Here is a 22,985-nt window from a genome sequence, read left to right on the forward strand (position 1 = left end):
AGAATGATATGACTGAAATTGTAAAAGCAAGTCTTGAAAATGGTGTTCAAAAAATCCGTATCACGGCAGACAAAGGCTACCATCCAGCCCACATTCAACTGCAAAAAGGGATTCCTGCTGAGATTACCTTTCACCGTGTGACACCATCAAACTGCTATAAGGAGATTCTCTTCGAAGAAGAAGGAATCCTAGAACCAATCGCTCAAGACGAGGAAAAAGTCATTCGCTTTACGCCTCAAGACTTGGGCGAGCATGAATTTTCATGCGGCATGAAGATGCAAAAGGGGACCTACACCGTTGTTGAAAAAACTAAAAAGTCTCTCAGTCTTTTACAGCGTTTTTGGATTACTAGTATCTTTACTGTGCCTCTTGTGATTCTCATGATTGGGATGTCTACAGGAGGAATTAGTCACCAAGTCATGCGTTGGGGCACCTTTTTAGCCACAACACCCATTATGCTGGTAGCTGGAGTTCCATATATCAGAAGCGCCTGGGCTAGTTTTAAAAAGCACAATTCCAACATGGATACCTTGGTTGCTCTGGGAACCCTAGTGGCCTATTTCTATAGCTTAGTTGCCCTCTTCACTGGTCTGCCCGTTTACTTTGAAAGTGCTGCATTTATCCTCTTCTTCATTCTTTTGGGAGCAGTTTTTGAGGAAAAAATGCGAAAAAATACTTCACAGGCAGTCGAAAAATTATTAGACCTACAAGCAAAAACAGCAGAGGTTTTGCGTGATGATGTTTATGTTCAAATCCCTCTAGAACAAGTCAAAGTTGGGGATCTCATTCGCGTTCGACCAGGTGAAAAAATTGCCGTTGATGGGACCGTGTTAGAAGGTGAAACGAGTATTGATGAATCAATGGTGACTGGGGAAAGTATTCCAGTCGATAAATCAGTTGGAGATGCTGTTATTGGGTCAACTATCAATAATAGTGGTACGATCATTTTTAAAGCTGAAAAAGTTGGTTCTGAGACTATGCTGGCTCAGATTGTGGACTTTGTGAAGAAAGCGCAAACGAGTCGTGCTCCTATTCAAGATTTGACAGACAAGATTTCTGGGATTTTTGTACCAGCAGTTGTCATTTTAGGACTTCTTACTTTTTGGATCTGGTTTGTTTTCCTAGGAGAAAGCTTTGTGACGTCACTTCTCTACGGAGTTGCTGTTTTGATAATTGCCTGTCCTTGTGCACTAGGACTCGCGACACCGACAGCACTCATGGTTGGAACAGGACGAAGTGCCAAGATGGGGATTCTTCTCAAAAATGGTACAGTTTTACAGGAAATCCAAAAGGTCCAAACGGTTGTTTTTGATAAGACAGGAACCTTGACCGAAGGGAAGCCAGTAGTGACAGATGTTATTGGTGATGAAAGAGAAGTGCTAAGTTTGGCTGCTTCACTGGAAGATGTATCTCAACACCCGCTAGCTCAAGCTATTGTTAATCGTGCATCTGAACTAGGAATTAGCCTTTACCCAGTGGAAAACTTCCAAGCCTTGCATGGAAAAGGTGTGACTGGGATTATTAATGGTAAACAAGTCTTGCTTGGGAATGCTAAGCTCTTAGCTGACCTTGCTATTCCACATGATTATCAAGAACGATTTGATTTGCTTGAGAAAGAAGCAAAAACAGTTGTCTTCCTATCCGTAGATGGTCAGTTAAAAGGCTTAATTGCCTTGCAGGATGTCCCTAAGGAAAATGCTCGAGAAGCTATTGCTAAATTGAAAAAACGTGGTCTTAGAACGGTTATGCTTACTGGAGATAATGCTGGAGTAGCCCATGCGATTGCAGAGCAAATTGGAATCGAAGAAGTGATCGCAAATGTCTTGCCAGAGGAAAAGGCACATGAAATTCACAAGCTTCAAAAGAATGGCAAATTGGCCTTTGTTGGAGATGGTATCAATGATGCGCCGGCCCTCAGTGTAGCGGATGTCGGAATTGCCATGGGCTCTGGGACAGATATTGCCATTGAATCAGCAGATCTTGTCCTTACAACCAACAATTTACTAGGATTGGCACGTGCTTTTGATATGAGTAAGAAGACCTTTAATCGTATTCTACTCAATCTTTTCTGGGCTTCTATCTATAACCTCATTGGTATTCCGATTGCAGCAGGAGTGTTTTCTGGTCTTGGTTTGGTACTCAATCCAGAACTTGCAGGATTGGCCATGGCCTTTAGTTCAGTATCTGTTTTAATCAGCTCTCTGATGCTTAATTTTACTAAAGTCGATTAATACTCTTCGAAAATCAAATTCAAACCACGTCAGCTTCACCTTGCCGTACTCAAGTACAGCCTGCGGCTAGCTTCCTAGTTTGCTCTTTGATTTTCATTGAGTATAAAAAGGCGGTTTTAACCGCTTTTTTGCTATTCTAAAACAGATTTTCAAAACGTTTTCAATCTGTACTGTAATAGAGAATGAAAGTTTCTGAGCATATACTTAGAAATCTAAAATCAAATGTGATAAATTAGGATTGTAAATTTACTGAATCGTTTTCAAATAACATATAAAAGCGTTTTTTGTAAATATATGAAATTATTTTGAAGGAGAGTTATCATTATGACTCAAGGGAAAATTACTGCATCTGCAGCAATGCTCAACGTATTGAAAACATGGGGCGTAGATACTATCTACGGTATCCCATCAGGAACACTCAGCTCATTGATGGACGCTTTGGCTGAAGACAAAGATATCCGTTTCTTGCAAGTTCGTCACGAAGAAACAGGTGCTCTTGCAGCGGTTATGCAAGCTAAATTCGGCGGCTCAATCGGGGTTGCAGTTGGTTCAGGTGGTCCAGGTGCGACTCACTTGATTAACGGTGTTTACGATGCAGCTATGGATAACACTCCATTCCTAGCGATCCTTGGATCACGTCCAGTTAACGAATTGAACATGGATGCTTTCCAAGAATTGAACCAAAACCCAATGTACAACGGTATCGCTGTATACAACAAACGTGTAGCTTACGCTGAGCAATTGCCAAAAGTAATCGACGAAGCTTGCCGTGCTGCAGTTTCTAAAAAAGGTCCAGCTGTTGTTGAAATCCCAGTAAACTTCGGTTTCCAAGAAATCGACGAAAACTCATACTACGGTTCAGGTTCATACGAACGTTCATTCATCGCTCCTGCTTTGAACGAAGTTGAAATTGATAAAGCTGTTGAAATTTTGAACAACGCTGAACGCCCAGTGATCTACGCTGGTTACGGTGGTGTTAAAGCTGGTGAAGTGATCACTGAATTGTCACGTAAAATCAAAGCACCAATCATCACAACTGGTAAAAACTTTGAAGCTTTCGAATGGAACTACGAAGGTTTGACAGGTTCTGCTTACCGTGTTGGTTGGAAGCCAGCCAACGAAGTGGTCTTTGAAGCAGACACAGTTCTTTTCCTTGGTTCAAACTTCCCATTTGCTGAAGTTTACGAAGCATTCAAAAACACTGAAAAATTCATCCAAGTGGATATCGACCCTTACAAACTTGGTAAACGTCACGCTCTTGACGCTTCTATCCTTGGTGATGCAGGTCAAGCAGCTAAAGCTATCCTTGATAAAGTAAACCCAGTTGAGTCTACTCCATGGTGGCGTGCAAACGTGAAGAACAACCAAAACTGGCGTGATTACATGAACAAACTCGAAGGTAAAACTGAGGGTGAATTGCAATTGTACCAAGTCTACAATGCAATCAACAAACATGCTGATCAAGACGCTATCTACTCAATCGACGTAGGTGACACTACTCAAACATCTACTCGTCACCTTCACATGACACCTAAGAACATGTGGCGCACATCTCCACTCTTTGCGACAATGGGTATTGCCCTTCCTGGTGGTATCGCTGCTAAGAAAGACAATCCAGATCGCCAAGTATGGAACATCATGGGTGACGGTGCATTCAACATGTGCTACCCAGACGTTATCACAAACGTTCAATACGACCTTCCAGTTATCAACGTTGTCTTCTCAAATGGTAAATATGCCTTCATCAAGGACAAATACGAGGACACAAACAAACACTTGTTTGGTTGTGACTTCCCTAATGCTGACTATGCGAAAATCGCTGAAGCGCAAGGTGCTGTAGGATTCACTGTGAACCGTATCGAAGACATCGATGCAGTTGTTGCAGAAGCTGTTAAACTCAACAAAGAAGGTAAGACAGTTGTGATCGATGCTCACATCACTCCACATCGTCCACTTCCAGTAGAAGTACTTGAGTTGGATCCAAAACAACACTCAGAAGAAGCAATCAAAGCCTTCAAGGAAAAATACGAAGCAGAAGAACTCGTACCATTCCGCCTCTTCTTGGAAGAAGAAGGATTGCAATCACGCGCAATTAAATAATTTCTCTCGTCGAAAATCAAATTTTAAATTTGTAGAATTTATTCTTTGATTTTCATAGAGTGAAACTTAAAAAGATCGGAGCAATCCGGTCTTTTTCTGGAGGATAGTTAATGAATTTAAATCAATTAGATATCATCGTTTCAAGTATTCCTCAAGTCTGTGCTGACTTGGAGCGTATTTTGGATAAACAGGCAGATTATGTTGATCAAGGCTTTGCTCAGTTCACGATTGGCAGTCATTGTCTAATGTTGTCCCAAAATCATTTGATTCCTTTGGAAGATTTTCAGTCAGGTATCATTCTTCACATTGAGATTGAGGATCTAGAGCAGAATTACCAACGTTTAAAAGAGAGAGGTGTCGAGATTTTACACGGTCCTTGTGAAACGGATTGGGGAACAGAGTCCTTATTAGTTAAAGGTCCTGCTGGTCTAGTGCTTGATTTTTATCGTATGAAATAAGGGGCTTAGTCATTTGAAGATAACCTTAACTATTCTTAAAACAGAATGTGAGAATATGAACTATTGAAAGATCGGAGCAATCCGGTTTTTTTTCTGTTATGCGATTTTCAGTCCGTCTCGTTCCATTAGGTGCGAGACAAAAAACCACCCGCTGACGGGTGGTTATGATTTCTACACTTATTGTTTGGCTTCCTGTTTTAATTGTTGCACCTGTTCCTTGTACTGGAGAAGCTCCTTGTCTTTTTTATGGATAGTCGTTTCTGCTTCAGCAATGCGGCTTTTCAGCTCTTGAGTCTTGCCATGGTGATAGCTAAAACCAATAGCACTACCAACAATGATCCCGATTACTAGACAAGTAAAAATCACCAAAATCAAGGGAGCAGATAGTTGTGTAAAGACAAGACTGACAGTTACTGTTTGACGATTGAGCAGACCAAAGGAGATCACAATGACTAATAAGATCAAACCGCCAATTAGATAAGCCTTATCTTTCAGTGACAATTCATTAAATTTTTTTAGCATAAGTTCCTTTTCTCCTGACTATGTTGATAGAAAATTACACACCATTTAGGTATTAACAAAATTCATTTTACTAGAAAATTTCGATACTGTCAATAATTTCTAACAGCTTATTTACCATCAATCGATTCATTGAAAAGGAGTATTCATTTTCTAATATTTGATTGACTAAACAGATCGGAGCAATCCAGTCTTTTTTCTGTTCCCTCTTTCTTCTCACAAGATTGTGATAGTTTACATCTTTATAACAAAAGCTTCAAAGTCTTGATTGTTTTGAAAGAAGATTATAAAATAAGATTCAGTAAAAATGAAATAGGTTTTGAAAATAACTGAAAAACAAATGAAAATGTTAGGTTGGGTAGCGACCTTTATGTCTGTTATGATGTATATGTCTTACTTCCCACAAATCATGGACAATCTGGCTGGTCAAAAAGGAAATTTCATTGAGCCCTTGGTTGCAGCGATCAACTGTAGTCTATGGGTCTACTACGGTCTTTTCAAAAAAGAAAGAGATATCCCCCTTGCAGCAGCGAATGCACCAGGTATTATTTTTGGCCTAGTAACCGCTATCACAGCTTTGATTTAAAAGGAACAGAGGAGACTAGTTTTCAGTCTTCTTTTTTTGTTTCCGGGGAGGCTATTTGCTTTTTCGAGAGGATAATTTTTTAAAAAACAATCTGATCAACTTAAATAGTAGAATAGTATCAGTATGTCACAGTATTTTATAAGAAAAGGTTTCAGAATGAGCTATAATATAAGTAAATGAACAAGCAAATAAGAAAGTTGAGTAGACTTATGACCGAAAAACTGACTTTTCCGGATGGTTTCGGCTGGAACAGGCGAAATGAACAAGCGCTATGGCTTTATCTATGTGGATCGAGATAACGCAGGAAATGGGACTCTCAAACGTAGCAAGAAGAAATCCTTCTACTGGTACAAGGATGTCATTGCCAGCAATGGTGCAAGCATTGAGTAGAGCACATTTGTTCACTATTTTTATAAAATCTTCTCCCTAATTTATAAGATGTGAAAAAGAGTTCAATTCGAACTCTTTTTTTGCTATAATGAGGGGAGAAAAATCAGACAGGAGATTGACATGTCAGAACCATTATTTTTACAATCAGTTATGCAAGAAAAAATTTGGGGAGGTACCAAGCTACGTGATGAGTTTGGTTACGACATCCCAAGTGAAAAAATCGGAGAATACTGGGCCATCTCAGCTCATCCAAATGGCGTTTCAAAGGTTGCAAATGGACGCTACGAGGGAACAGACCTAGCTACTTTGTATGCGGAACACCGTGAATTGTTTGGCAACCGTCCAGAACCTGTATTTCCACTTTTGACCAAAATACTCGATGCTAACGACTGGCTTAGCGTCCAAGTTCACCCAGACGATGCTTATGGACTAGAGCATGAAGGCGAACTTGGAAAAACAGAATGTTGGTACATCATCTCTGCGGATGAAGGTTCAGAGATTATCTACGGGCATAATGCCAAGTCAAAAGAAGAACTCCGTCAGCAAATCGAAGATAAGAACTGGGATGACCTGTTGACAAAAGTACCAGTTAAGGCTGGAGATTTCTTCTATGTACCAAGTGGCACCATGCATGCTATTGGTGCAGGCATCTTGATTCTTGAAACCCAACAGTCTAGTGATACCACCTATCGCGTCTACGACTTTGACCGCAAGGACGATAATGGAAACTTGCGTGAACTACACCTTGAAAAATCTATCGATGTCTTGAATATTGGTGAGCCTGCAAATAGCCGTCCTGTGACTGTCAAAGCTGATGATTTACGCTCAACTTTACTTGTCTCTAATGATTTCTTCGCAGTCTACAAGTGGGAAATCACAGGAAAAGTTGAATTTGAGAAGACGGCTGATTACAGCTTGTTGAGTGTCTTGGCTGGTCAAGGGAAACTGACTGTAGACGGAAAAGATTATCCAATCCAAAAAGGTAGTCACTTTATCTTGCCGAGTGATGTTGAAGCTTGGACTCTGGAAGGGCAAGATTTGGAATTAATTGTTAGCCATCCATAAAAAAGAAAGGGCCTGAGTTCACTACTCAAGTCCTTTTTGATTACATAAATTGGGCGATAAAGACCACGATGATGATGATTGGAATGACGAAACGAAGAAGGAAGAGCCAGACTTGGAAAAGTCCTTGTTTCCATGCTGTTTCATCAAGATGCAATTCCTCCATAGCGAGTGCTTTTTTAAAGATAAAGCCTGTAAAAAGGGACAAGCAGAGAGCACCGAAAGGCATAAGGAGGTTGGAAACCAAGAAATCCATAGCATCAAAGAAAGTTTTTCCAAAGATTTGGACGTCTGCCATGACACCGTAGGATAGGGCTGAAGGGATACCAAATACAAAAGTCAAAACCCCTAAAATCATACTCCACTTAGCACGTTTGCGATTGTCTTGGTTGGTGATGTTGCCTACATTGATTTCCAGCATCACGACAGAAGAAGTGACCGTCGCAAAGAGGAAGAGCAAGAGAAAGAGAATATAGAAAATACTTCCAAAAGGCATCTTGTCAAAGAGTTGTGGCAAGACGATAAAGAGAAGACTTGGACCACCTTCAGACTGGATGTTAAAGGCTGACATAGCTGGGAAAATGGCTAATCCTGCCATGATGGATACAGAGATGTTCATGGCAACGATGGACATACCTGATTGGACCAGATTGGTTTTCTTATCTAAGTAAGAAGCATAGGTCAACATAGCAGTAACACCGAGCGATAATGCAAAGAAAGATTGCCCCAGAGCATAGAGGAGTCCGGCGCTTGTCAGTTTTGAAAAGTCAGGTTTGAGGAAGTAAACCACACCTTCCATGGCATTAGGCAAGCTGAGAGAGCGCCCGATGATAATGACAAAGATGATAAAGAGCAGGGGCATCATAACTTTCGATGCTCTTTCAATTCCTTTTTGAACTCCCTTAGATACGATAAAGATGTTGAGGAAGATAAAGAGGGCTTGGGAACCAAGGGCAATCCATGGATTTGAAATAATGTCTGTGAAGAGCTGGGCATAATCACTGCTAATCCCAACTTGGAAGGCTTTAGCAATAGCGATACCTAGATAGACTAAAACCCATCCCCCAATAACACTGTAAAAGGATAAGAGGATGAAAAGGGCAAAGGCACCGATCCAACCGATAAAATTGTAGTTCTTGTTATTGCCCAATTTTCCAAAGGTTTTGATTGCTGACACGCCAGCGCTCCGACCAAGGGCGAATTCAGCAAGCAAAAGTGGGAAACCAATCAATAGTGTCGAGATGAGAAAGACCAGTAAAAATCCTCCTCCACCATTAGCAGCGGTCATATAAGGGAATTTCCAAACGGCCCCAAGACCAATAGCAGAACCAGCAGATGCAAGGATAAAGCCCAGTTTTGAGCCCCATTGCGATTTTTCAGACATCGTTAAACTCCGATCTATTGTTTAAAATAAGAAAAGGCTACTTGAGTTGTCAAATAGCCTTCTCTCAATTGCTCTTTTGAGCTTATTCTTTGATTGATAGACTTGATTATCCTATCATGATTTTTCAAGTCTGTCAAGAAAGCGATTTTCATGTTTTTATAAAAAATATGATAAAATACTTGACTCTCCTCAAAGGGGAGGGTATATACTATTTATGTGAGGAGGAAATCATGTACCATATCAAAGAAGCTGCGCAACTTTCAGGTGTCTCCGTCAAGACCCTCTACCATTATGACAAGATTGGACTTTTGGTTCCATTAAAGTCAGAAAATGGCTATCGAACCTATAGTCAAGAGGATTTAGAACGACTACAGATTATCCTCTATTACAAGTATCTAGGTTTTTCTTTAGAAAAAATAGCAGAGCTATTGAAGGAAGAAAAGACGGACTTGTTACCACATTTAACTAGACAGTTGGACTATTTAACCCATGAGAGGCAACATCTGGATACCTTGATTTCAACCTTACAAAAAACCATTCAAGAACAAAAAGGAGAAATAAAAATGACTATTGAGGAAAAATTCACTGGATTTAGCTATCAAGACCATAAAAAATACCACCAAGAGGCTTTAGATAAGTATGGTCAAGAAGTCATGGACCAAGCTCTCGAGCGTCAAAAAGGACGAGAGGATGAAGCTACAACAGCCTTTAATCAAGTCTTTCAAGCCTTGGCTCAAAATCTACAATCTGATCTGCCGATAACAGCATCTGAAAACCAAGAGGAAGCAGCCAAGCTCTTGCAAGCCATTCGTACCTATGGATTTGACTGCTCCGTTGAAGTCTTCGGTCATATTGGTAAAGGCTACGTCTATAACTCAGAGTTTAAGGAAAACATTGACAAATTTGGAATTGGAACAGCCCAGTACACATCAGATGTGATTGCCCACTATGTAAGCACACAAACTCGATAAAACTCGATAAAACTCAAAGCCTAAGGTAGTAACAGACTTTTAATTGGAGGACACAGACCTAGCTTGAAGATTAGACAAGATAAAAATCGGCGGAGTGACCTCTGCCGATTTACTGTTATTTGAGTTGGTAAGACCAGTCCTCCCCATCCTTGTAGTAAAAGAATTCACTGAGGTCCTCTTCTAGAAAAACACGAAGCATGTCAGACATATCCTCAGTAGCTAATTTTAGATGAGGTAGATTTTCAAAATCCTCCCACCAGACATTTCCTTCGTCTGAAGATTGGAGCTCACCAGTAAAGTGTTCTGTTTTGTAAAAGTGGACAACATAACGATAGTCCTCGTCATCATACCAATCTTTGATACCACAGAGTTGAGGCTTAGAAATGGTCAGACCAGTTTCTTCCTTCACTTCGCGAATGACAGCATCGACAAAGGATTCGCCACGTTCAACATGGCCACCAGGAAAAGTAATGCCAGGCCAGTTAGGACTAACTCGGTCTTGAACTAGGACCTTGTCCCCATTTTTAATCAAGCACATGTTGACAAATTCGACTGATTCTCTTCTGCTCATATTATTTTTCCTATTTTGTTAGTAATTTTTCTACCACGTTTAACTTTCGCATGGTCAGATCAACGCCGAACAGCTTTTCAAGATAGTTGGTATTAAGTTTTTTTCGTTTTGCAGTTCTAGGGAGATAGAGGTAAAGACAATGGTTGCCGATACAAATCTCTTCTTCACCATAGTCACTATCCAATTTTTCTAATGGTAGACTTTGGATATCATTTTGAAAAAGGATCACATGTATTCGGTCAAAAAGATAGTGTTTTCCAAATGGGTTTTCTTGGACAATTTTTGCAAAATCATTTTTGTTCTTGATTACCATTTTTAAATCAGCACCAATTTTTTCCTTTATTAGAGTGTGAACCTGTTCTCGTATTTCTTCCAGAGATAAGTTACTTTCAAGAATGATATTCCCACTTTGAATATAGGTTCGAACTTGTTGAAAATCAGCCTCTATCAAGATATCTACTAGATAAGACATTTTAGGGATAGCATTTTTTCCATTAGGAGTAACTCCCCTTAGTAAGATAATATGTTCCAAAGTAGTTCCTTTCTTATCTAACATCCTTAGATACTAAATCATTTATAGATTAAGTTTGAGCCTGCCACCCAGCCAGTGCAGAGGGCAGAAGTGATGTTAAAGCCACCCGTATGGGCGTTGATATCTAGGACCTCTCCTGCAAAGTGAAGGCCAGGAACCAGTTTGCTTTCCAGCGTTTTAGGATTGATTTCCTTGAGACTAACACCTCCTTTGGTAACAAAGGATTTAGCCAAGGACATTTTTCCTGTCACAGGGATTTTGAGTGCCTTGATAGACTGGAGAAGTTGATCGCGTTCTCTTTCAGTTAGTTGTTTGACTTTTTCAGGATATCCTTGGACAAAAAATTCTGCCAAGCGTTCAGGGAGTAAAGCTTTTAAGGCATTTTTCAAGGATTTTTCACGGTTCTCTTCTAAAAAGTCAACTAAGTCACCTTCTGAAAGTTGTGGCAAGACATCTAGAGAGAGAATTTCCCCACCCTTGACAAAGCTAGACATGCGTAGCGCAGCAGGACCTGATAAACCAAAGTGGGTAAAGAGCAGGTCATGAGTGATGACATGCTTGCCATAGCTTAGGGTCACATCGTCTAGGGAAATTCCCTGCAAGGCCTTATGCGGGAAATCAGTCAACAATGGACTTTCAGCAGCCTCAAGCTCGGTAATGGTGTGTTTGAAATGGCGAGCAATCTCATGACCAAAACCAGTAGAGCCAGTAGAAGGATAGGATTTTCCACCAGTTGTGACGATGAGTTTATCACAAGTAAAGGTCTGGTCTGGTGATTTCAGGATAAACTGGTCGTCTATCTTTTTAACTGAAACAATTTCTGTTTGAGTAGCAATTTGCCCACCAAGTTCAATAATTTTCTTTTCCAAAGCTTCAATTATGGTCCGAGATTTGTCACTGGCTGGAAAGACGCGGCCATGGTCTTCGACCTTGAGTTTTACGCCATTTTCAGTAAAAAAGTTGATGATATCATGGTTGTCAAACTGGGAAAAGACACTGTATAGAAAGCGGCCATTTCCAGGGATGCCAGCTAATAGGTCATCTAGAGATCCATTGTTGGTCACGTTGCAGCGCCCACCACCAGTACCAGCTAATTTTTTTCCGAGTTTTCGATTTTTTTCGATGAGAAGGGTTTTCTGCCCATAAAAGCTACTTGAAATCGTAGCCATCATACCAGCCGGGCCTCCCCCGATTACAATAGTATCAAAATGTTTCATAAGAGTATTGTACCATAAAAAAGACGGAGGGACAGAAATCGGTAGATCAAGTTTTGCATGATAGTACCTAGTCCCGTGAATCTTTATCAAACCGGTGGCTTCTTCAAACTTATGTATTGACAAGATGAAATTGTCAGTACAAAAGTCTACTCAGCTACAGTAGAAAAGATAATTGCTGATAAAAATTGAGGTCGGGACATTGAATCCCGACCTCTGTCTTATATAAATTAGTCAATTTCATATCCCATGAGGAGTCCACCCTCTTCTGCATAAAAACTGCAGAGTCCAGAGGTTGGGATAATCTTGATTTCAGCTTGTGGAAATTTTTCACGTAAGAGCTCTGAGAGCTGTTGGCAGAATTTATCATTACTGCGGTGAGCCATGACGATACGTCCACCAGCATAGCCAGCTTTGATTAACTCTTCATAGGCAGCTTGAAGAGATTTTTTAGCACCACGAGCCTTTTGGAGGAGTTCCAAGGTTCCAGTTTCACTTGCTTCCCCAACCATACGAATATTGAGGAGCCCAACAACTGTACCGATCAGTTTACTCAAGCGACCATTCTTAACCAGATTATCAACCTTAGCGAGAACGAACAATAACTTAGTTTTTTCTTGGTAAGCAGTAATAGCATTAACCACTTCTTCAAAAGAAAGTCCTTGGTCAATCAAATAATTGATTTTCTCAACGATTAGATCAACTTCCCCACCAGCAGACAAGCTGTCAATAACATGAATCTGAGTATCAGGATGTTCTTCGAGATAGAGATTCTTAGCTAATTGAGCGCTGTTTTGACTACCAGAAAGAGTTCCGGTAATGGTCACTACAAAAATATGTTTTGCCCCTTCAAATGCTCGCAAGTAATCATCAGGGCTAGGACAAGCTGATTTTGAAGCTTCAGAAGTTGCATACATGTTTTCCATCATTTTGTCAATATCAAGACTAGCATCGTCAATAAAGACTTGATCAGCCACTTGAATGGTTAAAGGAACACTTACAAATTCAGTGTCAATCGCAGGAGTAGGTAATTGACGATAATCACAACCAGAATCTGCCACAATCTTCCAAGTCATAGAAATTCTCCATCTTTGTCACTTATACATTGACAAAGGTTCTGTCTTTTTCTACAATTATATCATGAAAGTGCTTAAAACAAAAGTCTCGTCACTCTGTTGTCACAAGTAGAAAGGAAGTGTTATGGCCGAACGAAGAATTTCCGAAAATTCACTTGAAAATCTCAGAAAATCCAATCAAGAATCCAATTTACTGACCAGAGAAGCTATCGAAACAGCTCTCTTGCAACTTTTGGAGAAAAAGGAATTGACAAAGATTAGCATTTCTGAGTTGGTCAAACGTGCTGGTGTTTCCCGTGCAGCCTTTTATCGAAACTATGACTCCAAAGAAGAGATTTTAGAAAGTGTCTTTAAACGAAGCGTCCATAACATTATGGAGCAATTGAGCCATTACGATGTTAAAACGGACCTCTATCTGGTTTGGGTTCGCCTCTTTAGAGAAGCCAAGAAAGAGGCTAAGGTTATTCAGCTTGCCTTGGACTACCACTTGGAAAAAATCTTTGTGCAAGCCATGCAAGAGTTTTTAGAAAAATACTATGGAAAATCAAAAGGAGTCAGCTCTTACCTGCATTCTTTTTGGAGTTCTGCCATCGTATCAGTTTTGCTTAAATGGATTAAGGATGGAATGAAGGTTCCTGCTGAAAAAATTGCAGATTTACGCTTACCATTTTTCAAAAAATAAACCAAGAGGAGAGAAGATATGACAGAAAAAAGACTGGCTTGGGATGAGTATTTTGCTGCTCAAGCCCTATTGATTGCCAATCGTTCAACCTGTAAACGCGCCAAGGTAGGAGCTGTTTTAGTCAAGGATAATAAGGTTATTTCAACAGGTTATAATGGCTCTGTATCAGGAACAGAGCATTGTATTGACCATGACTGTTTGGTGATTGAAGGTCACTGTGTCCGTACCCTTCATGCTGAGGTTAATGCTATTTTACAAGGAGCCGAACGTGGCGTTCCAAAAGGATTTACAGCTTACGTTACTCATTTTCCTTGTCTCAACTGCACCAAGCAATTACTTCAGGTAGGATGTGAGCGTGTCGTTTATATTAACCAGTACCGTATGGACGACTACGCCCAGTATCTCTATCATGAAAAAGGGACCGAGTTGACCCATTTACCACTTGAGACAGTACAAGCAGCTCTTCAAGAAGCTAACTTGATTTAAAAATTAAAAAAAAAGATGGTTTAGAAGGATTTTTAGACCATTTTTTGATATAATAAGAAGAATAAATTGAAAGAAGGAATTCAGAAAATGGGAAAACTTGAAGTCATTAATCATCCACTCATTCAACACAAATTGTCAATCTTGCGTCGTACAGACACTTCTACAAAAGCTTTTCGTGAGTTAGTAGATGAAATTGCTATGTTGATGGGATATGAAGTACTTCGTGATCTTCCGCTTGAAGACGTTGAAATCGAAACACCTATCACAAAAACAGTTCAAAAACAATTGGCTGGTAAAAAATTGGCAATTGTTCCAATCTTGCGTGCAGGCATCGGGATGGTCGATGGGCTATTGAGCTTGGTTCCAGCAGCCAAAGTTGGACATATTGGTATGTACCGTGACGAAGAAACTCTTCAACCAGTAGAATACTTGGTTAAATTACCTGAAGATATCGACCAACGTCAAATTTTTGTGGTTGACCCTATGCTTGCAACAGGTGGTTCTGCAATCTTGGCTGTTGATTCCCTCAAAAAACGTGGAGCATCAAACATCAAATTTGTCTGCCTTGTATCTGCTCCAGAAGGTGTAAAAGCTCTTCAAGAAGCTCACCCAGATGTAGAAATCTTTACAGCAGCTTTGGATGAACGCTTGAACGAACATGGCTATATCGTTCCAGGTCTTGGTGACGCTGGAGACCGTTTGTTCGGTACTAAATAAGAATCCAATCTAGGATTTGATCAAATTAAAAAATTGACCTTTTTTGACCAATGGGGTATAATAGCTTCATTATCAGTAGTGATCTACTCATTAAAAAGATCAAAAGGAGAAATCAATGATTCCTGTAGTAATTGAACAAACAAGTCGTGGGGAACGTTCCTACGATATCTACTCTCGTCTTTTGAAAGACCGCATCATCATGCTGACAGGTCCAGTTGAAGACAATATGGCAAACTCAGTTATTGCTCAGTTGCTCTTCTTGGATGCTCAAGACAGCACTAAAGATATCTACCTCTATGTTAATACACCAGGTGGATCAGTTTCAGCTGGTTTGGCAATTGTAGATACTATGAATTTCATCAAAGCAGACGTACAAACGATTGTTATGGGTATGGCTGCCTCAATGGGAACTATTATCGCATCAAGTGGTGCTAAGGGCAAACGCTTCATGCTTCCAAATGCAGAGTACATGATTCACCAACCGATGGGTGGTACTGGTGGTGGTACGCAACAGACAGATATGGCTATTGCGGCTGAGCACTTGCTTAAAACTCGTAAGACTTTGGAGCAAATTCTTGCAGATAATTCTGGTAAATCAGTTGAGCAAATCCATGCAGATGCTGAACGTGATTACTGGATGAGCGCTCAAGAAACACTTGAATATGGTTTCATTGATGAAATCATGGCTAATAATTCTTTGAATTAATCTTTTGAAGCAAACTCGACTGAGTTTGCTTTTTTTGATATAATAGTAAGAAGATTGTTAGAAGGAAGTTGTAATATGTTTCAAAAAGAGAATCGGTCTGGTCTGATTATCTACCTATACTATAATCGTGATGCAAAAAAACTCGATAATTATGGTGATATTTGTTACCACTCTAAAAAACACCGTTATCTGCAACTTTATGTTCCAACAGAAGAAGTGGAAGAACTGGTTAGCCGTTTAGGAAAAGAGAAATTTGTCAAAAAAGTGAGACAATGTCATATCCAAGAATTGGAAACTCCCTTTGTTGGTAGTCTCTACAGAAATAACGAAAACGTTATCATGTAAAATTTTAGATAAATGTGTTGACAATTTTCTGATAATTCGGTATATTCTTAACATGCTATTTATTTAAGAAATAAGGAGACAAAAAGATGAAGAAAAAATTTGCCCTATCGTTTGTGGCGCTTGCAAGTGTAGCACTTCTTGCAGCCTGCGGAGAAGTGAAGTCTGGAGCGTCAAACGCTGCTGGTAACGAAATCGACAAAGAACTAAAAATCGGTTTTAATTTTGAAAAAACTGGTGAAGTAGCAGCCTACGGTAGCGCTGAACAAAAAGGTGCTCAATTGGCCGTTGATGAAATCAACGCAGCTGGTGGTATCGATGGAAAACAAATCGAAGTTGTAGACAAAGATAACAAATCTGAGACAGCTGAAGCGGCTACCGTTACAACAAACCTTGTTACCCAATCAAAAGTGAACGCTCTTGTAGGACCTGCAACTTCAGGTGCCACTGCCGCAGCGGTTGCCAATGCTGGTAAAGCAGGTGTACCATTGGTAACCCCATCAGCAACTCAAGATGATTTGACAAAAGGTCAAGATTACCTTTTCCGTGCAACCTTCATCGATAGCTTCCAAGGACAAATCATTGCTAAATACACAACTGATAACTTGAAAGCGAAGAAAGTCGTTCTATACTACGATAACTCATCTGACTATGCTAAAGGGATTGCTGAAGCCTTCAAGAAATCTTATAAAGGTGAAATTGTAGCGACAGAAACGTTCCAATCTAAGGATACAGATTTCCAAGCCGCACTTACAAAAATCAAAGATAAAGACTTCGATGCCATTGTCCTTCCAGGGTACTACACTGAAACTGGTAAAATTGTAAACCAAGCACGTGGTATGGGAATCAAACAACCAATCATCGGTGGTGATGGATTTAGTGATGCTAAATTCGTTGAACAAGCAACACCTGCTGCAGCTACAGACATCTACTACGTAACTGGATTCTCTACTGAAGGTGAAATGACTGATAAAGCCAAGAAATTCGTAGAAGCTTATAAAGCGAAATACAACGAAGAACCTTCAATGTTTGCAGCCTTGGCATATGATTCAGTTTACATGATTTCGGAAGCATCTAAAGGTGCTAAGAACTCTGTCGAATTGAAAGACAACCTTGCGAAGTTGAAAGACTTGGAAGGTGTTACTGGTACAATGTCTATTGACAAAGACCATAATCCGGTTAAATCTGCACTTATGATTGGCTTAAAAGATGGTAAAGTTGAGTCAGTTGAGTCGGTTAAACCTTAATCTAGTAGATATCGTAAATGGGGAATGAGCTTCTACTCACTCCCTGTTTCGGTGTTTATGAAAGGATTATTTTTTTATAAAATTCTAAAAATATAAATTAGAAAGAGTGAACCATATGCTTCAACAACTTGTAAATGGTTTAATCTTGGGTAGTGTCTATGCGCTGCTAGCCCTAGGTTATACTATGGTTTATGGAATTATCAAGCTGATTAACTTTGCCCACGGTGATATCTATATGATAGGTGCTTTCATGGGTTATTTTTTGATTAATTCCTTGCAATTAAATTTCTTTGTTGCCTTGATTTTATCAATGGCAGGCACAGCAATTCTTGGTGTTATCATTGAGTTTCTAGCTTACCGCCCATTACGTCATTCAACTCGTATCTCCGTATTGATTACAGCGATTGGGGTTTCCTTCTTACTTGAGTATGGGATGGTTTATCTAGTCGGAGCCAACACACGTGCCTTTCCTCAAGCAATCCAAACAGTGCGTTATGACTTAGGTCCAATCAGTCTGACCAATATTCAATTGTTGATTTTGACTGTCTCACTTGTTTTGATGGTTCTTCTACAACTTATTGTACAAAAAACAAAAATGGGGAAAGCCATGCGTGCTGTATCTGTAGATAGTGATGCTGCTCAGTTGATGGGAATCAATGTAAACCGTACTATCAGCTTTACATTCGCTTTGGGTTCAGCCCTAGCTGGTGCAGCGGGTGTCTTGATTGCACTTTACTATAACTCTCTTGAACCATTGATGGGGATGACTCCAGGTATTAAATCATTCGTGGCTGCCGTTCTAGGTGGTATCGGAATCATCCCTGGTGCGGCTCTGGGTGGCTTTGTTATTGGTCTTTTAGAAACATTTGCTACCGCCTTCGGAATGTCAGATTTCCGTGATGCTATCGTGTATGGAATCTTGCTCTTAATCTTGATTGTACGTCCAGCTGGTATCCTCGGTAAGAATGTGAAAGAGAAGGTGTAAACAATGAAAGAAAATTTAAAAGTTAATATTTTATGGTTGCTCCTTTTATTAGCAGGCTATGGCTTAATCAGCGTACTTGTTTCAGCTGGAGTGCTCAATCTCTTTTATATTCAAATTTTAGAGCAAATTGGGATTAACATCATACTTGCAGTTGGTCTTAACCTTATCGTAGGTTTTTCTGGACAATTTTCTCTAGGGCACGCAGGATTTATGGCTATTGGTGCCTATGCGGCTGCAATTATTGGTTCTAAATCTCCAACCTATGGAGCCTTCTTTGGAGCTATGCTTCTTGGAGCACTTATCTCAGGATTAGTGGCTTTAGTCGTTGGGATTCCAACTCTTCGTTTGAAAGGGGACTATCTTGCAGTAGCAACCCTCGGTGTTGCTGAAATTATTCGTATCTTTATTGTCAACGGTGGAGATATTACTAATGGTGCAGCAGGTATTCTAGGTATTCCGAGCTTTACTAACTGGCAAATGGTATACTTCTTTGCCGTGATTACAACGATTGCTACTCTCAATTTCCTTCGTAGTCCTATCGGGCGATTAACTTTATCTGTTCGTGAAGATGAGATTGCTGCTGAGTCAGTAGGGGTAAATACTACAAAAATTAAAATCATCGCTTTTGTTTTTGGTGCTGTTACTGCAAGTATCGCTGGTACTCTTCAGTCAGGATTTATCGGATCAGTCGTACCAAAAGATTATACGTTTATCAACTCTATCAATGTCTTGATTATCGTTGTATTTGGTGGTTTAGGTTCCATTACAGGGGCAATTGTTGCTGCCATCGTGCTTGGAATCTTGAACATGCTCCTTCAAGACGTGGCTAGCGTTCGTATGATTATCTATGCTTTGGCCTTAGTACTCGTTATGATCTTCAGACCAGGTGGTCTTCTTGGGACATGGGAATTGAGCCTATCACGTCTCTTTAAAAAAGGTAAGAAGGAGGGACAAAACTAATGGCATTACTTGAAGTAAAAAATTTAACCAAACATTTTGGTGGTCTGACAGCTGTTGGGGACGTCACTCTCGAATTGAACGAAGGTGAACTTGTTGGTTTGATTGGACCGAATGGTGCTGGGAAAACAACTCTCTTCAACTTGTTGACAGGTGTTTATGAACCAAGCGAAGGGACAGTAACCTTGGATGGTCACTTGTTAAATGGCAAGCAACCCTATAAAATCGCATCTCTTGGTTTAGGGCGTACTTTCCAAAATATCCGCCTTTTTAAAGACTTGACAGTTTTGGATAACGTTCTGATTGCATTTAGCAATCATCATAAACAACATGTTTTTGCAAGTTTCTTGCGCTTACCAGCTTTTTATAAGAATGAAAAAGAATTGAAAGCTAAAGCCTTAGAATTACTAAAAATCTTTGATTTGGATGGAGATGCTGAAACTCTCGCTAAAAATTTAGCCTATGGTCAACAACGTCGCTTAGAGATTGTGCGTGCCCTTGCTACAGAACCTAAAATCCTTTTCTTGGATGAGCCTGCAGCGGGTATGAATCCACAAGAAACTGCAGAATTGACTGAGTTGATTCGTCGCATCAAGGATGAATTCAAGATTACTATTATGCTGATTGAACATGATATGAACTTGGTTATGGAAGTTACGGAGCGTATCTATGTTCTTGAGTACGGTCGTTTGATTGCTCACGGGACACCAGATGAAATCAAGAGTAATAAACGTGTTATCGAAGCTTATCTTGGAGGTGAAGCCTAATGTCTATGTTAAAAGTTGAAAACCTCTCAGTACACTATGGTATGATTCAAGCTGTACGTGATGTGAGCTTTGAAGTAAATGAAGGAGAAGTTGTTTCCCTTATCGGTGCAAACGGTGCTGGTAAAACAACCATCCTTCGTACCTTATCAGGCCTTGTTCGTCCAAGTTCTGGTAAAATTGAATTTTTGGGACAAGAAATCCAAAAGATGCCTGCACAAAAAATTGTGGCATCAGGACTCTCTCAAGTACCAGAAGGACGTCACGTCTTCCCTGGTTTGACAGTTATGGAAAACTTGGAGATGGGAGCCTTTCTTAAGAAAAATCGTGAAGAGAATCAAGCAAATTTGAAGAAAGTCTTTTCACGTTTCCCTCGTCTGGAAGAACGTAAAAACCAAGATGCAGCTACCCTTTCGGGAGGAGAACAGCAGATGCTTGCTATGGGACGCGCGCTTATGTCAACGCCTAAACTTCTTTTGTTAGATGAACCTTCAATGGGGCTTGCACCAATTTTCATCCAAGAAATTTTTGATATCATTCAAGATATTCAAAAACAAGGTACAACTGTTCTTTTGATCGAGCAAAATGCCAATAAAGCACTAGCCATCGCAGATCGAGGCTATGTTCTTGAAACAGGAAAGATTGTCCTATCAGGAACAGGAAAAGAACTCGCAGCGTCAGACGAAGTCAGAAAAGCATATCTAGGTGGCTAAAACAATCCAGTGGATTGTTTTAGTCGGCAGATAAAAATTGCGGCAGCAATTCACATCTAGTCTGGGAGACTAGTTTAGGTTGCGAATAAAGATTGTCTTAGTCTGCGGAAAGATTGCCAAACAAATTATATAATCGTAAGATTGAGGGCCCTAATATAGGGCTCTTTTTATAGTATTTCAGAGTTTTCAGAATCTTGAAAAAGAGATGAAAGCGTTTGATTGATTTTCGTAAAAAGTGTATAATAAAGCTATAAACATAAAGGAGAGTTCCTATGGCAGTTAAAGATTTTATGACACGAAAGGTCGTATATATTAGCCCAGATACGACTGTAGCACATGCAGCAGACTTGATGCGCGAACAAGGTTTGCATCGTCTTCCTGTTATTGAAAATGATAAATTAGTTGGTCTAGTAACAGAAGGAACAATTGCTGAAGCCAGTCCATCAAAAGCAACGAGTCTTTCAATCTTTGAAATGAATTACTTGCTCAATAAAACAAAAGTAAAAGACGTCATGATTCGTAATGTTGTAACTGTCTCCGGTTATGCAAGTTTGGAAGATGCAACCTATCTTATGCTGAAAAATAAGATTGGAATCTTGCCAGTTATTGATAATGAACAAGTTTATGGTGTCATTACTGACCGTGATGTATTCAGAGCATTTCTTGAAATTTCTGGTTATGGCGAAGAGGGAATCCGTGTTCGTTTTATCACAGAAAATGAAGTTGGGGTACTTGGAAAGATTGTTTCTTTGATCGTTGAGGAAAATCTTAATATCTCTCACACTGTTAATATTCCACGTAAAGATGGTAAGATTGTTATCGAAGTTCAAATTGAGGGAACGGTTGATCTAGCTACCTTTAAACAGAAATTTGAATCTGAGAATATTCAGGTTGAAGAAATTACACAAACTTCTGCAAAAAAACTGTAAAAAATAAAATAGAAGCAGTTTTTACTTGCGAAAAAATTTTTTTTCTAGTATAATAATTTATTGTGAGCGAACCTCACTTACCCCTTGCAAAGTCTTGGGGTCATTAGACCAAAAGGAGGAACATATCAATGGCTAAATACGAAATTCTTTATATCATTCGTCCAAACATTGAAGAAGAAGCGAAAAACGCTTTGGTAGCACGATTTGACTCTATCTTGACTGACAACGGTGCAACTGTTGTTGAATCAAAATCTTGGGAAAAACGCCGTCTTGCATACGAAATCAAAGATTTCCGTGAAGGACTTTACCACATCGTTAACGTTGAAGCAAACGACGATGCAGCTCTTAAAGAGTTTGACCGTCTTTCAAAAATCAACGCTGACATTCTTCGTCACATGATCGTCAAAACTGACGCGTAAGAAGGTAGATTATGATTAACAATGTTGTACTTGTAGGGCGTATGACTCGTGACGCTGAGTTGCGTTATACCCCATCAAATGTAGCAGTTGCGACTTTTACTCTTGCAGTAAACCGTACATTTAAGAGTCAAAATGGCGAACGTGAGGCTGATTTTATCAATGTCGTTATGTGGCGCCAACAGGCTGAAAATCTTGCTAATTGGGCTAAAAAAGGCTCACTTATCGGGGTGACAGGCCGTATTCAGACTCGTAGTTACGATAACCAGCAAGGACAACGTGTCTACGTGACGGAAGTCGTGGCTGAGAATTTCCAAATGTTGGAAAGCCGTAGTGTGCGTGAAGGACATACTGGTGGAGCTTATTCAGCACCAAGTTCAAACTATTCAGCACCTACTCAATCAGTACCTGACTTTTCACGTGATGAAAATCCATTCGGAACAACAAATCCTTTGGATATTTCAGATGATGATTTACCATTCTAATGGACAATTAATACTATAAAGGAGAAAAAAACATGGCTCAACAACGTCGTGGCGGATTCAAACGCCGTAAAAAAGTTGATTACATCGCAGCAAACAAAATTGAATATGTTGATTACAAAGATACTGAGCTTCTTAGCCGTTTCGTTTCAGAACGTGGGAAAATCCTTCCTCGTCGTGTAACTGGAACTTCAGCGAAGAACCAACGTAAAGTAACAACAGCTATCAAACGCGCTCGCGTAATGGCTTTGATGCCTTTCGTAAACGAAGATTAAAAAAAAGACCCGGTTGGGTCTTTTTTTCACGAGCCTTGAAATGAGAGAGCGAGTTTGGGTCCAGTGGACCTCTTTTTCATGAGCTTGAAAACAAGAAAGCGAATTAAGACCCGGTTGGGTCTTTTTTTCACGAGCATGGAAATGGGATAGCGAGTTGAGTTCCGAGTGGACCTATTTTTCAGACCCAGGT

Annotated in this window: 25 protein-coding genes and 2 pseudogenes; 21 read left to right on the forward strand and 6 right to left on the reverse strand. The window is 39.9% G+C overall.

Going from position 1 to position 22,985, the window contains the following annotated elements; genetic code table 11:
- The first annotated feature begins 8 nt into the window (after nucleotides 1–8).
- From QM867_RS05200 to QM867_RS05210, 3 genes are all read left to right on the forward strand, one after another.
- The gene (locus QM867_RS05200; RefSeq protein WP_414315284.1) at nucleotides 9–2,231 is read left to right on the forward strand and encodes a heavy metal translocating P-type ATPase; all 2,223 of its coding nucleotides are present in this window, start codon (nucleotides 9–11) and stop codon (nucleotides 2,229–2,231) included.
- A gap of 324 nt (nucleotides 2,232–2,555) precedes the next feature.
- Nucleotides 2,556–4,331 (forward strand): pyruvate oxidase, encoded by a 1,776-nt coding sequence (gene spxB, locus QM867_RS05205; RefSeq protein ID WP_049503130.1) that lies wholly within the window; start codon nucleotides 2,556–2,558, stop codon nucleotides 4,329–4,331.
- A gap of 110 nt (nucleotides 4,332–4,441) precedes the next feature.
- Nucleotides 4,442–4,789, forward strand: a complete 348-nt coding sequence (locus QM867_RS05210) for a VOC family protein (protein ID WP_020901924.1) — start codon at nucleotides 4,442–4,444, stop codon at nucleotides 4,787–4,789.
- 177 nt (nucleotides 4,790–4,966) lie between these two features.
- On the opposite strand, the gene QM867_RS05215 is transcribed toward QM867_RS05210, so the two are convergent.
- A complete protein-coding gene (locus tag QM867_RS05215) occupies nucleotides 4,967–5,311 on the reverse strand; it encodes a lipopolysaccharide assembly LapA domain-containing protein (protein WP_049503129.1) in 345 nt (114 codons plus the stop codon).
- Nucleotides 5,312–5,633: 322 nt separating this feature from the next.
- Between QM867_RS05215 and QM867_RS05220 the strand changes: the two genes are divergently transcribed.
- The 3 genes and pseudogenes from QM867_RS05220 to manA all read left to right on the forward strand — a co-directional run bounded on the left by QM867_RS05220 (nucleotide 5,634) and on the right by manA (nucleotide 7,349).
- Nucleotides 5,634–5,894, forward strand: a complete 261-nt coding sequence (locus QM867_RS05220; RefSeq protein WP_025170330.1) for a SemiSWEET family transporter — start codon at nucleotides 5,634–5,636, stop codon at nucleotides 5,892–5,894.
- A gap of 234 nt (nucleotides 5,895–6,128) precedes the next feature.
- Nucleotides 6,129–6,284, forward strand: a pseudogene (locus QM867_RS05225) (family 1 glycosylhydrolase); the annotation flags it as partial.
- Nucleotides 6,285–6,404: 120 nt separating this feature from the next.
- Nucleotides 6,405–7,349, forward strand: a complete 945-nt coding sequence (gene manA / locus QM867_RS05230; RefSeq protein ID WP_153225294.1) for a mannose-6-phosphate isomerase, class I — start codon at nucleotides 6,405–6,407, stop codon at nucleotides 7,347–7,349.
- Between the two features lie 40 nt (nucleotides 7,350–7,389).
- Here the strand turns inward: manA and QM867_RS05235 are convergent, their stop codons facing one another.
- Entirely contained in the window at nucleotides 7,390–8,730 is a 1,341-nt protein-coding gene (locus QM867_RS05235) for a sodium-dependent transporter (protein WP_153225325.1), read from the reverse strand.
- 230 nt (nucleotides 8,731–8,960) lie between these two features.
- Here QM867_RS05235 and QM867_RS05240 point away from each other — a divergent pair, with 230 nt between their 5' ends.
- The gene (locus QM867_RS05240; RefSeq protein ID WP_414315285.1) at nucleotides 8,961–9,701 is read left to right on the forward strand and encodes a MerR family transcriptional regulator; all 741 of its coding nucleotides are present in this window, start codon (nucleotides 8,961–8,963) and stop codon (nucleotides 9,699–9,701) included.
- 115 nt (nucleotides 9,702–9,816) lie between these two features.
- On the opposite strand, the gene QM867_RS05245 is transcribed toward QM867_RS05240, so the two are convergent.
- From QM867_RS05245 to QM867_RS05260, 4 genes are all read right to left on the reverse strand, one after another.
- Nucleotides 9,817–10,272 carry an 8-oxo-dGTP diphosphatase gene (locus tag QM867_RS05245; protein WP_075232212.1) on the reverse strand — a complete coding sequence of 152 codons (456 nt, stop codon included), beginning with the start codon at nucleotides 10,270–10,272 and terminating at the stop codon, nucleotides 9,817–9,819.
- A gap of 10 nt (nucleotides 10,273–10,282) precedes the next feature.
- Nucleotides 10,283–10,804: a DUF1697 domain-containing protein gene (locus QM867_RS05250; protein ID WP_075232230.1), complete on the reverse strand. Its 522-nt coding sequence runs from the start codon at nucleotides 10,802–10,804 to the stop codon at nucleotides 10,283–10,285.
- Between the two features lie 38 nt (nucleotides 10,805–10,842).
- Complete coding sequence (locus QM867_RS05255; RefSeq protein WP_075232211.1) at nucleotides 10,843–12,021, reverse strand: NAD(P)/FAD-dependent oxidoreductase; 1,179 nt, start codon at nucleotides 12,019–12,021, stop codon at nucleotides 10,843–10,845.
- Nucleotides 12,022–12,248: 227 nt separating this feature from the next.
- Entirely contained in the window at nucleotides 12,249–13,094 is an 846-nt protein-coding gene (locus QM867_RS05260) for a DegV family protein (protein WP_414315286.1), read from the reverse strand.
- Between the two features lie 124 nt (nucleotides 13,095–13,218).
- Between QM867_RS05260 and QM867_RS05265 the strand changes: the two genes are divergently transcribed.
- The 14 genes and pseudogenes from QM867_RS05265 (at nucleotide 13,219) to rpsR (ending at nucleotide 22,795) form a co-directional block, all read left to right on the forward strand.
- The gene (locus QM867_RS05265; RefSeq protein WP_000840875.1) at nucleotides 13,219–13,776 is read left to right on the forward strand and encodes a TetR/AcrR family transcriptional regulator; all 558 of its coding nucleotides are present in this window, start codon (nucleotides 13,219–13,221) and stop codon (nucleotides 13,774–13,776) included.
- An 18-nt stretch (nucleotides 13,777–13,794) separates the two neighbouring features.
- Nucleotides 13,795–14,262, forward strand: a complete 468-nt coding sequence (locus QM867_RS05270; RefSeq protein ID WP_075229249.1) for a deoxycytidylate deaminase — start codon at nucleotides 13,795–13,797, stop codon at nucleotides 14,260–14,262.
- An 87-nt stretch (nucleotides 14,263–14,349) separates the two neighbouring features.
- Nucleotides 14,350–14,979, forward strand: coding sequence for a uracil phosphoribosyltransferase (gene upp / locus QM867_RS05275; RefSeq protein WP_000517029.1), 630 nt, complete (start codon nucleotides 14,350–14,352; stop codon nucleotides 14,977–14,979).
- 112 nt (nucleotides 14,980–15,091) lie between these two features.
- Nucleotides 15,092–15,685 (forward strand): annotated as a pseudogene (locus tag QM867_RS05280) (ATP-dependent Clp protease proteolytic subunit); the annotation flags it as partial.
- A gap of 75 nt (nucleotides 15,686–15,760) precedes the next feature.
- Nucleotides 15,761–16,030, forward strand: a complete 270-nt coding sequence (locus tag QM867_RS05285) for a YlbG family protein (protein ID WP_049549362.1) — start codon at nucleotides 15,761–15,763, stop codon at nucleotides 16,028–16,030.
- Between the two features lie 86 nt (nucleotides 16,031–16,116).
- Nucleotides 16,117–17,274 carry an ABC transporter substrate-binding protein gene (locus QM867_RS05290; protein WP_075232207.1) on the forward strand — a complete coding sequence of 386 codons (1,158 nt, stop codon included), beginning with the start codon at nucleotides 16,117–16,119 and terminating at the stop codon, nucleotides 17,272–17,274.
- Nucleotides 17,275–17,389: 115 nt separating this feature from the next.
- On the forward strand, nucleotides 17,390–18,259 hold the full coding sequence (locus tag QM867_RS05295; protein WP_075232206.1) for a branched-chain amino acid ABC transporter permease: 870 nt from the start codon (nucleotides 17,390–17,392) through the stop codon (nucleotides 18,257–18,259).
- 3 nt (nucleotides 18,260–18,262) lie between these two features.
- A complete protein-coding gene (locus tag QM867_RS05300) occupies nucleotides 18,263–19,219 on the forward strand; it encodes a branched-chain amino acid ABC transporter permease (protein WP_414294261.1) in 957 nt (318 codons plus the stop codon).
- On the forward strand, nucleotides 19,219–19,983 hold the full coding sequence (locus QM867_RS05305; protein ID WP_001185990.1) for an ABC transporter ATP-binding protein: 765 nt from the start codon (nucleotides 19,219–19,221) through the stop codon (nucleotides 19,981–19,983). The genes QM867_RS05300 and QM867_RS05305 overlap by 1 nt, the downstream gene beginning before the upstream one ends.
- Nucleotides 19,983–20,693 carry an ABC transporter ATP-binding protein gene (locus QM867_RS05310; protein WP_045763246.1) on the forward strand — a complete coding sequence of 237 codons (711 nt, stop codon included), beginning with the start codon at nucleotides 19,983–19,985 and terminating at the stop codon, nucleotides 20,691–20,693. Before QM867_RS05305 ends, QM867_RS05310 begins: the two co-directional genes overlap by 1 nt.
- 272 nt (nucleotides 20,694–20,965) lie before the next feature.
- Nucleotides 20,966–21,622, forward strand: coding sequence for a CBS domain-containing protein (locus QM867_RS05315; protein ID WP_049549357.1), 657 nt, complete (start codon nucleotides 20,966–20,968; stop codon nucleotides 21,620–21,622).
- Between the two features lie 128 nt (nucleotides 21,623–21,750).
- Complete coding sequence (gene rpsF / locus QM867_RS05320; RefSeq protein WP_001151778.1) at nucleotides 21,751–22,041, forward strand: 30S ribosomal protein S6; 291 nt, start codon at nucleotides 21,751–21,753, stop codon at nucleotides 22,039–22,041.
- An 11-nt stretch (nucleotides 22,042–22,052) separates the two neighbouring features.
- Nucleotides 22,053–22,523: a single-stranded DNA-binding protein SsbA gene (ssbA, locus tag QM867_RS05325; protein WP_000609604.1), complete on the forward strand. Its 471-nt coding sequence runs from the start codon at nucleotides 22,053–22,055 to the stop codon at nucleotides 22,521–22,523.
- A gap of 32 nt (nucleotides 22,524–22,555) precedes the next feature.
- Nucleotides 22,556–22,795 (forward strand): 30S ribosomal protein S18, encoded by a 240-nt coding sequence (gene rpsR / locus QM867_RS05330; protein WP_000068664.1) that lies wholly within the window; start codon nucleotides 22,556–22,558, stop codon nucleotides 22,793–22,795.
- The last annotated feature ends 190 nt before the right edge of the window (nucleotides 22,796–22,985 follow it).

The sequence above is a fragment of the Streptococcus infantis genome (genome assembly GCF_047463635.1).
Taxonomy (GTDB): Bacteria; Bacillota; Bacilli; order Lactobacillales; family Streptococcaceae; genus Streptococcus; species Streptococcus infantis_W.

Excerpts from the sequence above, each read along its gene's own strand:
- QM867_RS05200 (WP_414315284.1), top strand. The coding sequence starts at position 9 with ATGACTGAAATTGTAAAAGCAAGTCTTGAAAATGGTGTTCAAAAAATC.
- spxB (WP_049503130.1), top strand. The coding sequence starts at position 2,556 with ATGACTCAAGGGAAAATTACTGCATCTGCAGCAATGCTCAACGTATTG.
- QM867_RS05210 (WP_020901924.1), top strand. The coding sequence starts at position 4,442 with ATGAATTTAAATCAATTAGATATCATCGTTTCAAGTATTCCTCAAGTC.
- QM867_RS05215 (WP_049503129.1), bottom strand. The coding sequence starts at position 5,311 with ATGCTAAAAAAATTTAATGAATTGTCACTGAAAGATAAGGCTTATCTA.
- manA (WP_153225294.1), top strand. The coding sequence starts at position 6,405 with ATGTCAGAACCATTATTTTTACAATCAGTTATGCAAGAAAAAATTTGG.
- QM867_RS05235 (WP_153225325.1), bottom strand. The coding sequence starts at position 8,730 with ATGTCTGAAAAATCGCAATGGGGCTCAAAACTGGGCTTTATCCTTGCA.
- QM867_RS05240 (WP_414315285.1), top strand. The coding sequence starts at position 8,961 with ATGTACCATATCAAAGAAGCTGCGCAACTTTCAGGTGTCTCCGTCAAG.
- QM867_RS05245 (WP_075232212.1), bottom strand. The coding sequence starts at position 10,272 with ATGAGCAGAAGAGAATCAGTCGAATTTGTCAACATGTGCTTGATTAAA.
- QM867_RS05255 (WP_075232211.1), bottom strand. The coding sequence starts at position 12,021 with ATGAAACATTTTGATACTATTGTAATCGGGGGAGGCCCGGCTGGTATG.
- QM867_RS05260 (WP_414315286.1), bottom strand. The coding sequence starts at position 13,094 with ATGACTTGGAAGATTGTGGCAGATTCTGGTTGTGATTATCGTCAATTA.
- QM867_RS05265 (WP_000840875.1), top strand. The coding sequence starts at position 13,219 with ATGGCCGAACGAAGAATTTCCGAAAATTCACTTGAAAATCTCAGAAAA.
- QM867_RS05270 (WP_075229249.1), top strand. The coding sequence starts at position 13,795 with ATGACAGAAAAAAGACTGGCTTGGGATGAGTATTTTGCTGCTCAAGCC.
- upp (WP_000517029.1), top strand. The coding sequence starts at position 14,350 with ATGGGAAAACTTGAAGTCATTAATCATCCACTCATTCAACACAAATTG.
- QM867_RS05285 (WP_049549362.1), top strand. The coding sequence starts at position 15,761 with ATGTTTCAAAAAGAGAATCGGTCTGGTCTGATTATCTACCTATACTAT.
- QM867_RS05290 (WP_075232207.1), top strand. The coding sequence starts at position 16,117 with ATGAAGAAAAAATTTGCCCTATCGTTTGTGGCGCTTGCAAGTGTAGCA.
- QM867_RS05295 (WP_075232206.1), top strand. The coding sequence starts at position 17,390 with ATGCTTCAACAACTTGTAAATGGTTTAATCTTGGGTAGTGTCTATGCG.
- QM867_RS05300 (WP_414294261.1), top strand. The coding sequence starts at position 18,263 with ATGAAAGAAAATTTAAAAGTTAATATTTTATGGTTGCTCCTTTTATTA.
- QM867_RS05305 (WP_001185990.1), top strand. The coding sequence starts at position 19,219 with ATGGCATTACTTGAAGTAAAAAATTTAACCAAACATTTTGGTGGTCTG.
- QM867_RS05310 (WP_045763246.1), top strand. The coding sequence starts at position 19,983 with ATGTCTATGTTAAAAGTTGAAAACCTCTCAGTACACTATGGTATGATT.
- QM867_RS05315 (WP_049549357.1), top strand. The coding sequence starts at position 20,966 with ATGGCAGTTAAAGATTTTATGACACGAAAGGTCGTATATATTAGCCCA.
- rpsF (WP_001151778.1), top strand. The coding sequence starts at position 21,751 with ATGGCTAAATACGAAATTCTTTATATCATTCGTCCAAACATTGAAGAA.
- ssbA (WP_000609604.1), top strand. The coding sequence starts at position 22,053 with ATGATTAACAATGTTGTACTTGTAGGGCGTATGACTCGTGACGCTGAG.
- rpsR (WP_000068664.1), top strand. The coding sequence starts at position 22,556 with ATGGCTCAACAACGTCGTGGCGGATTCAAACGCCGTAAAAAAGTTGAT.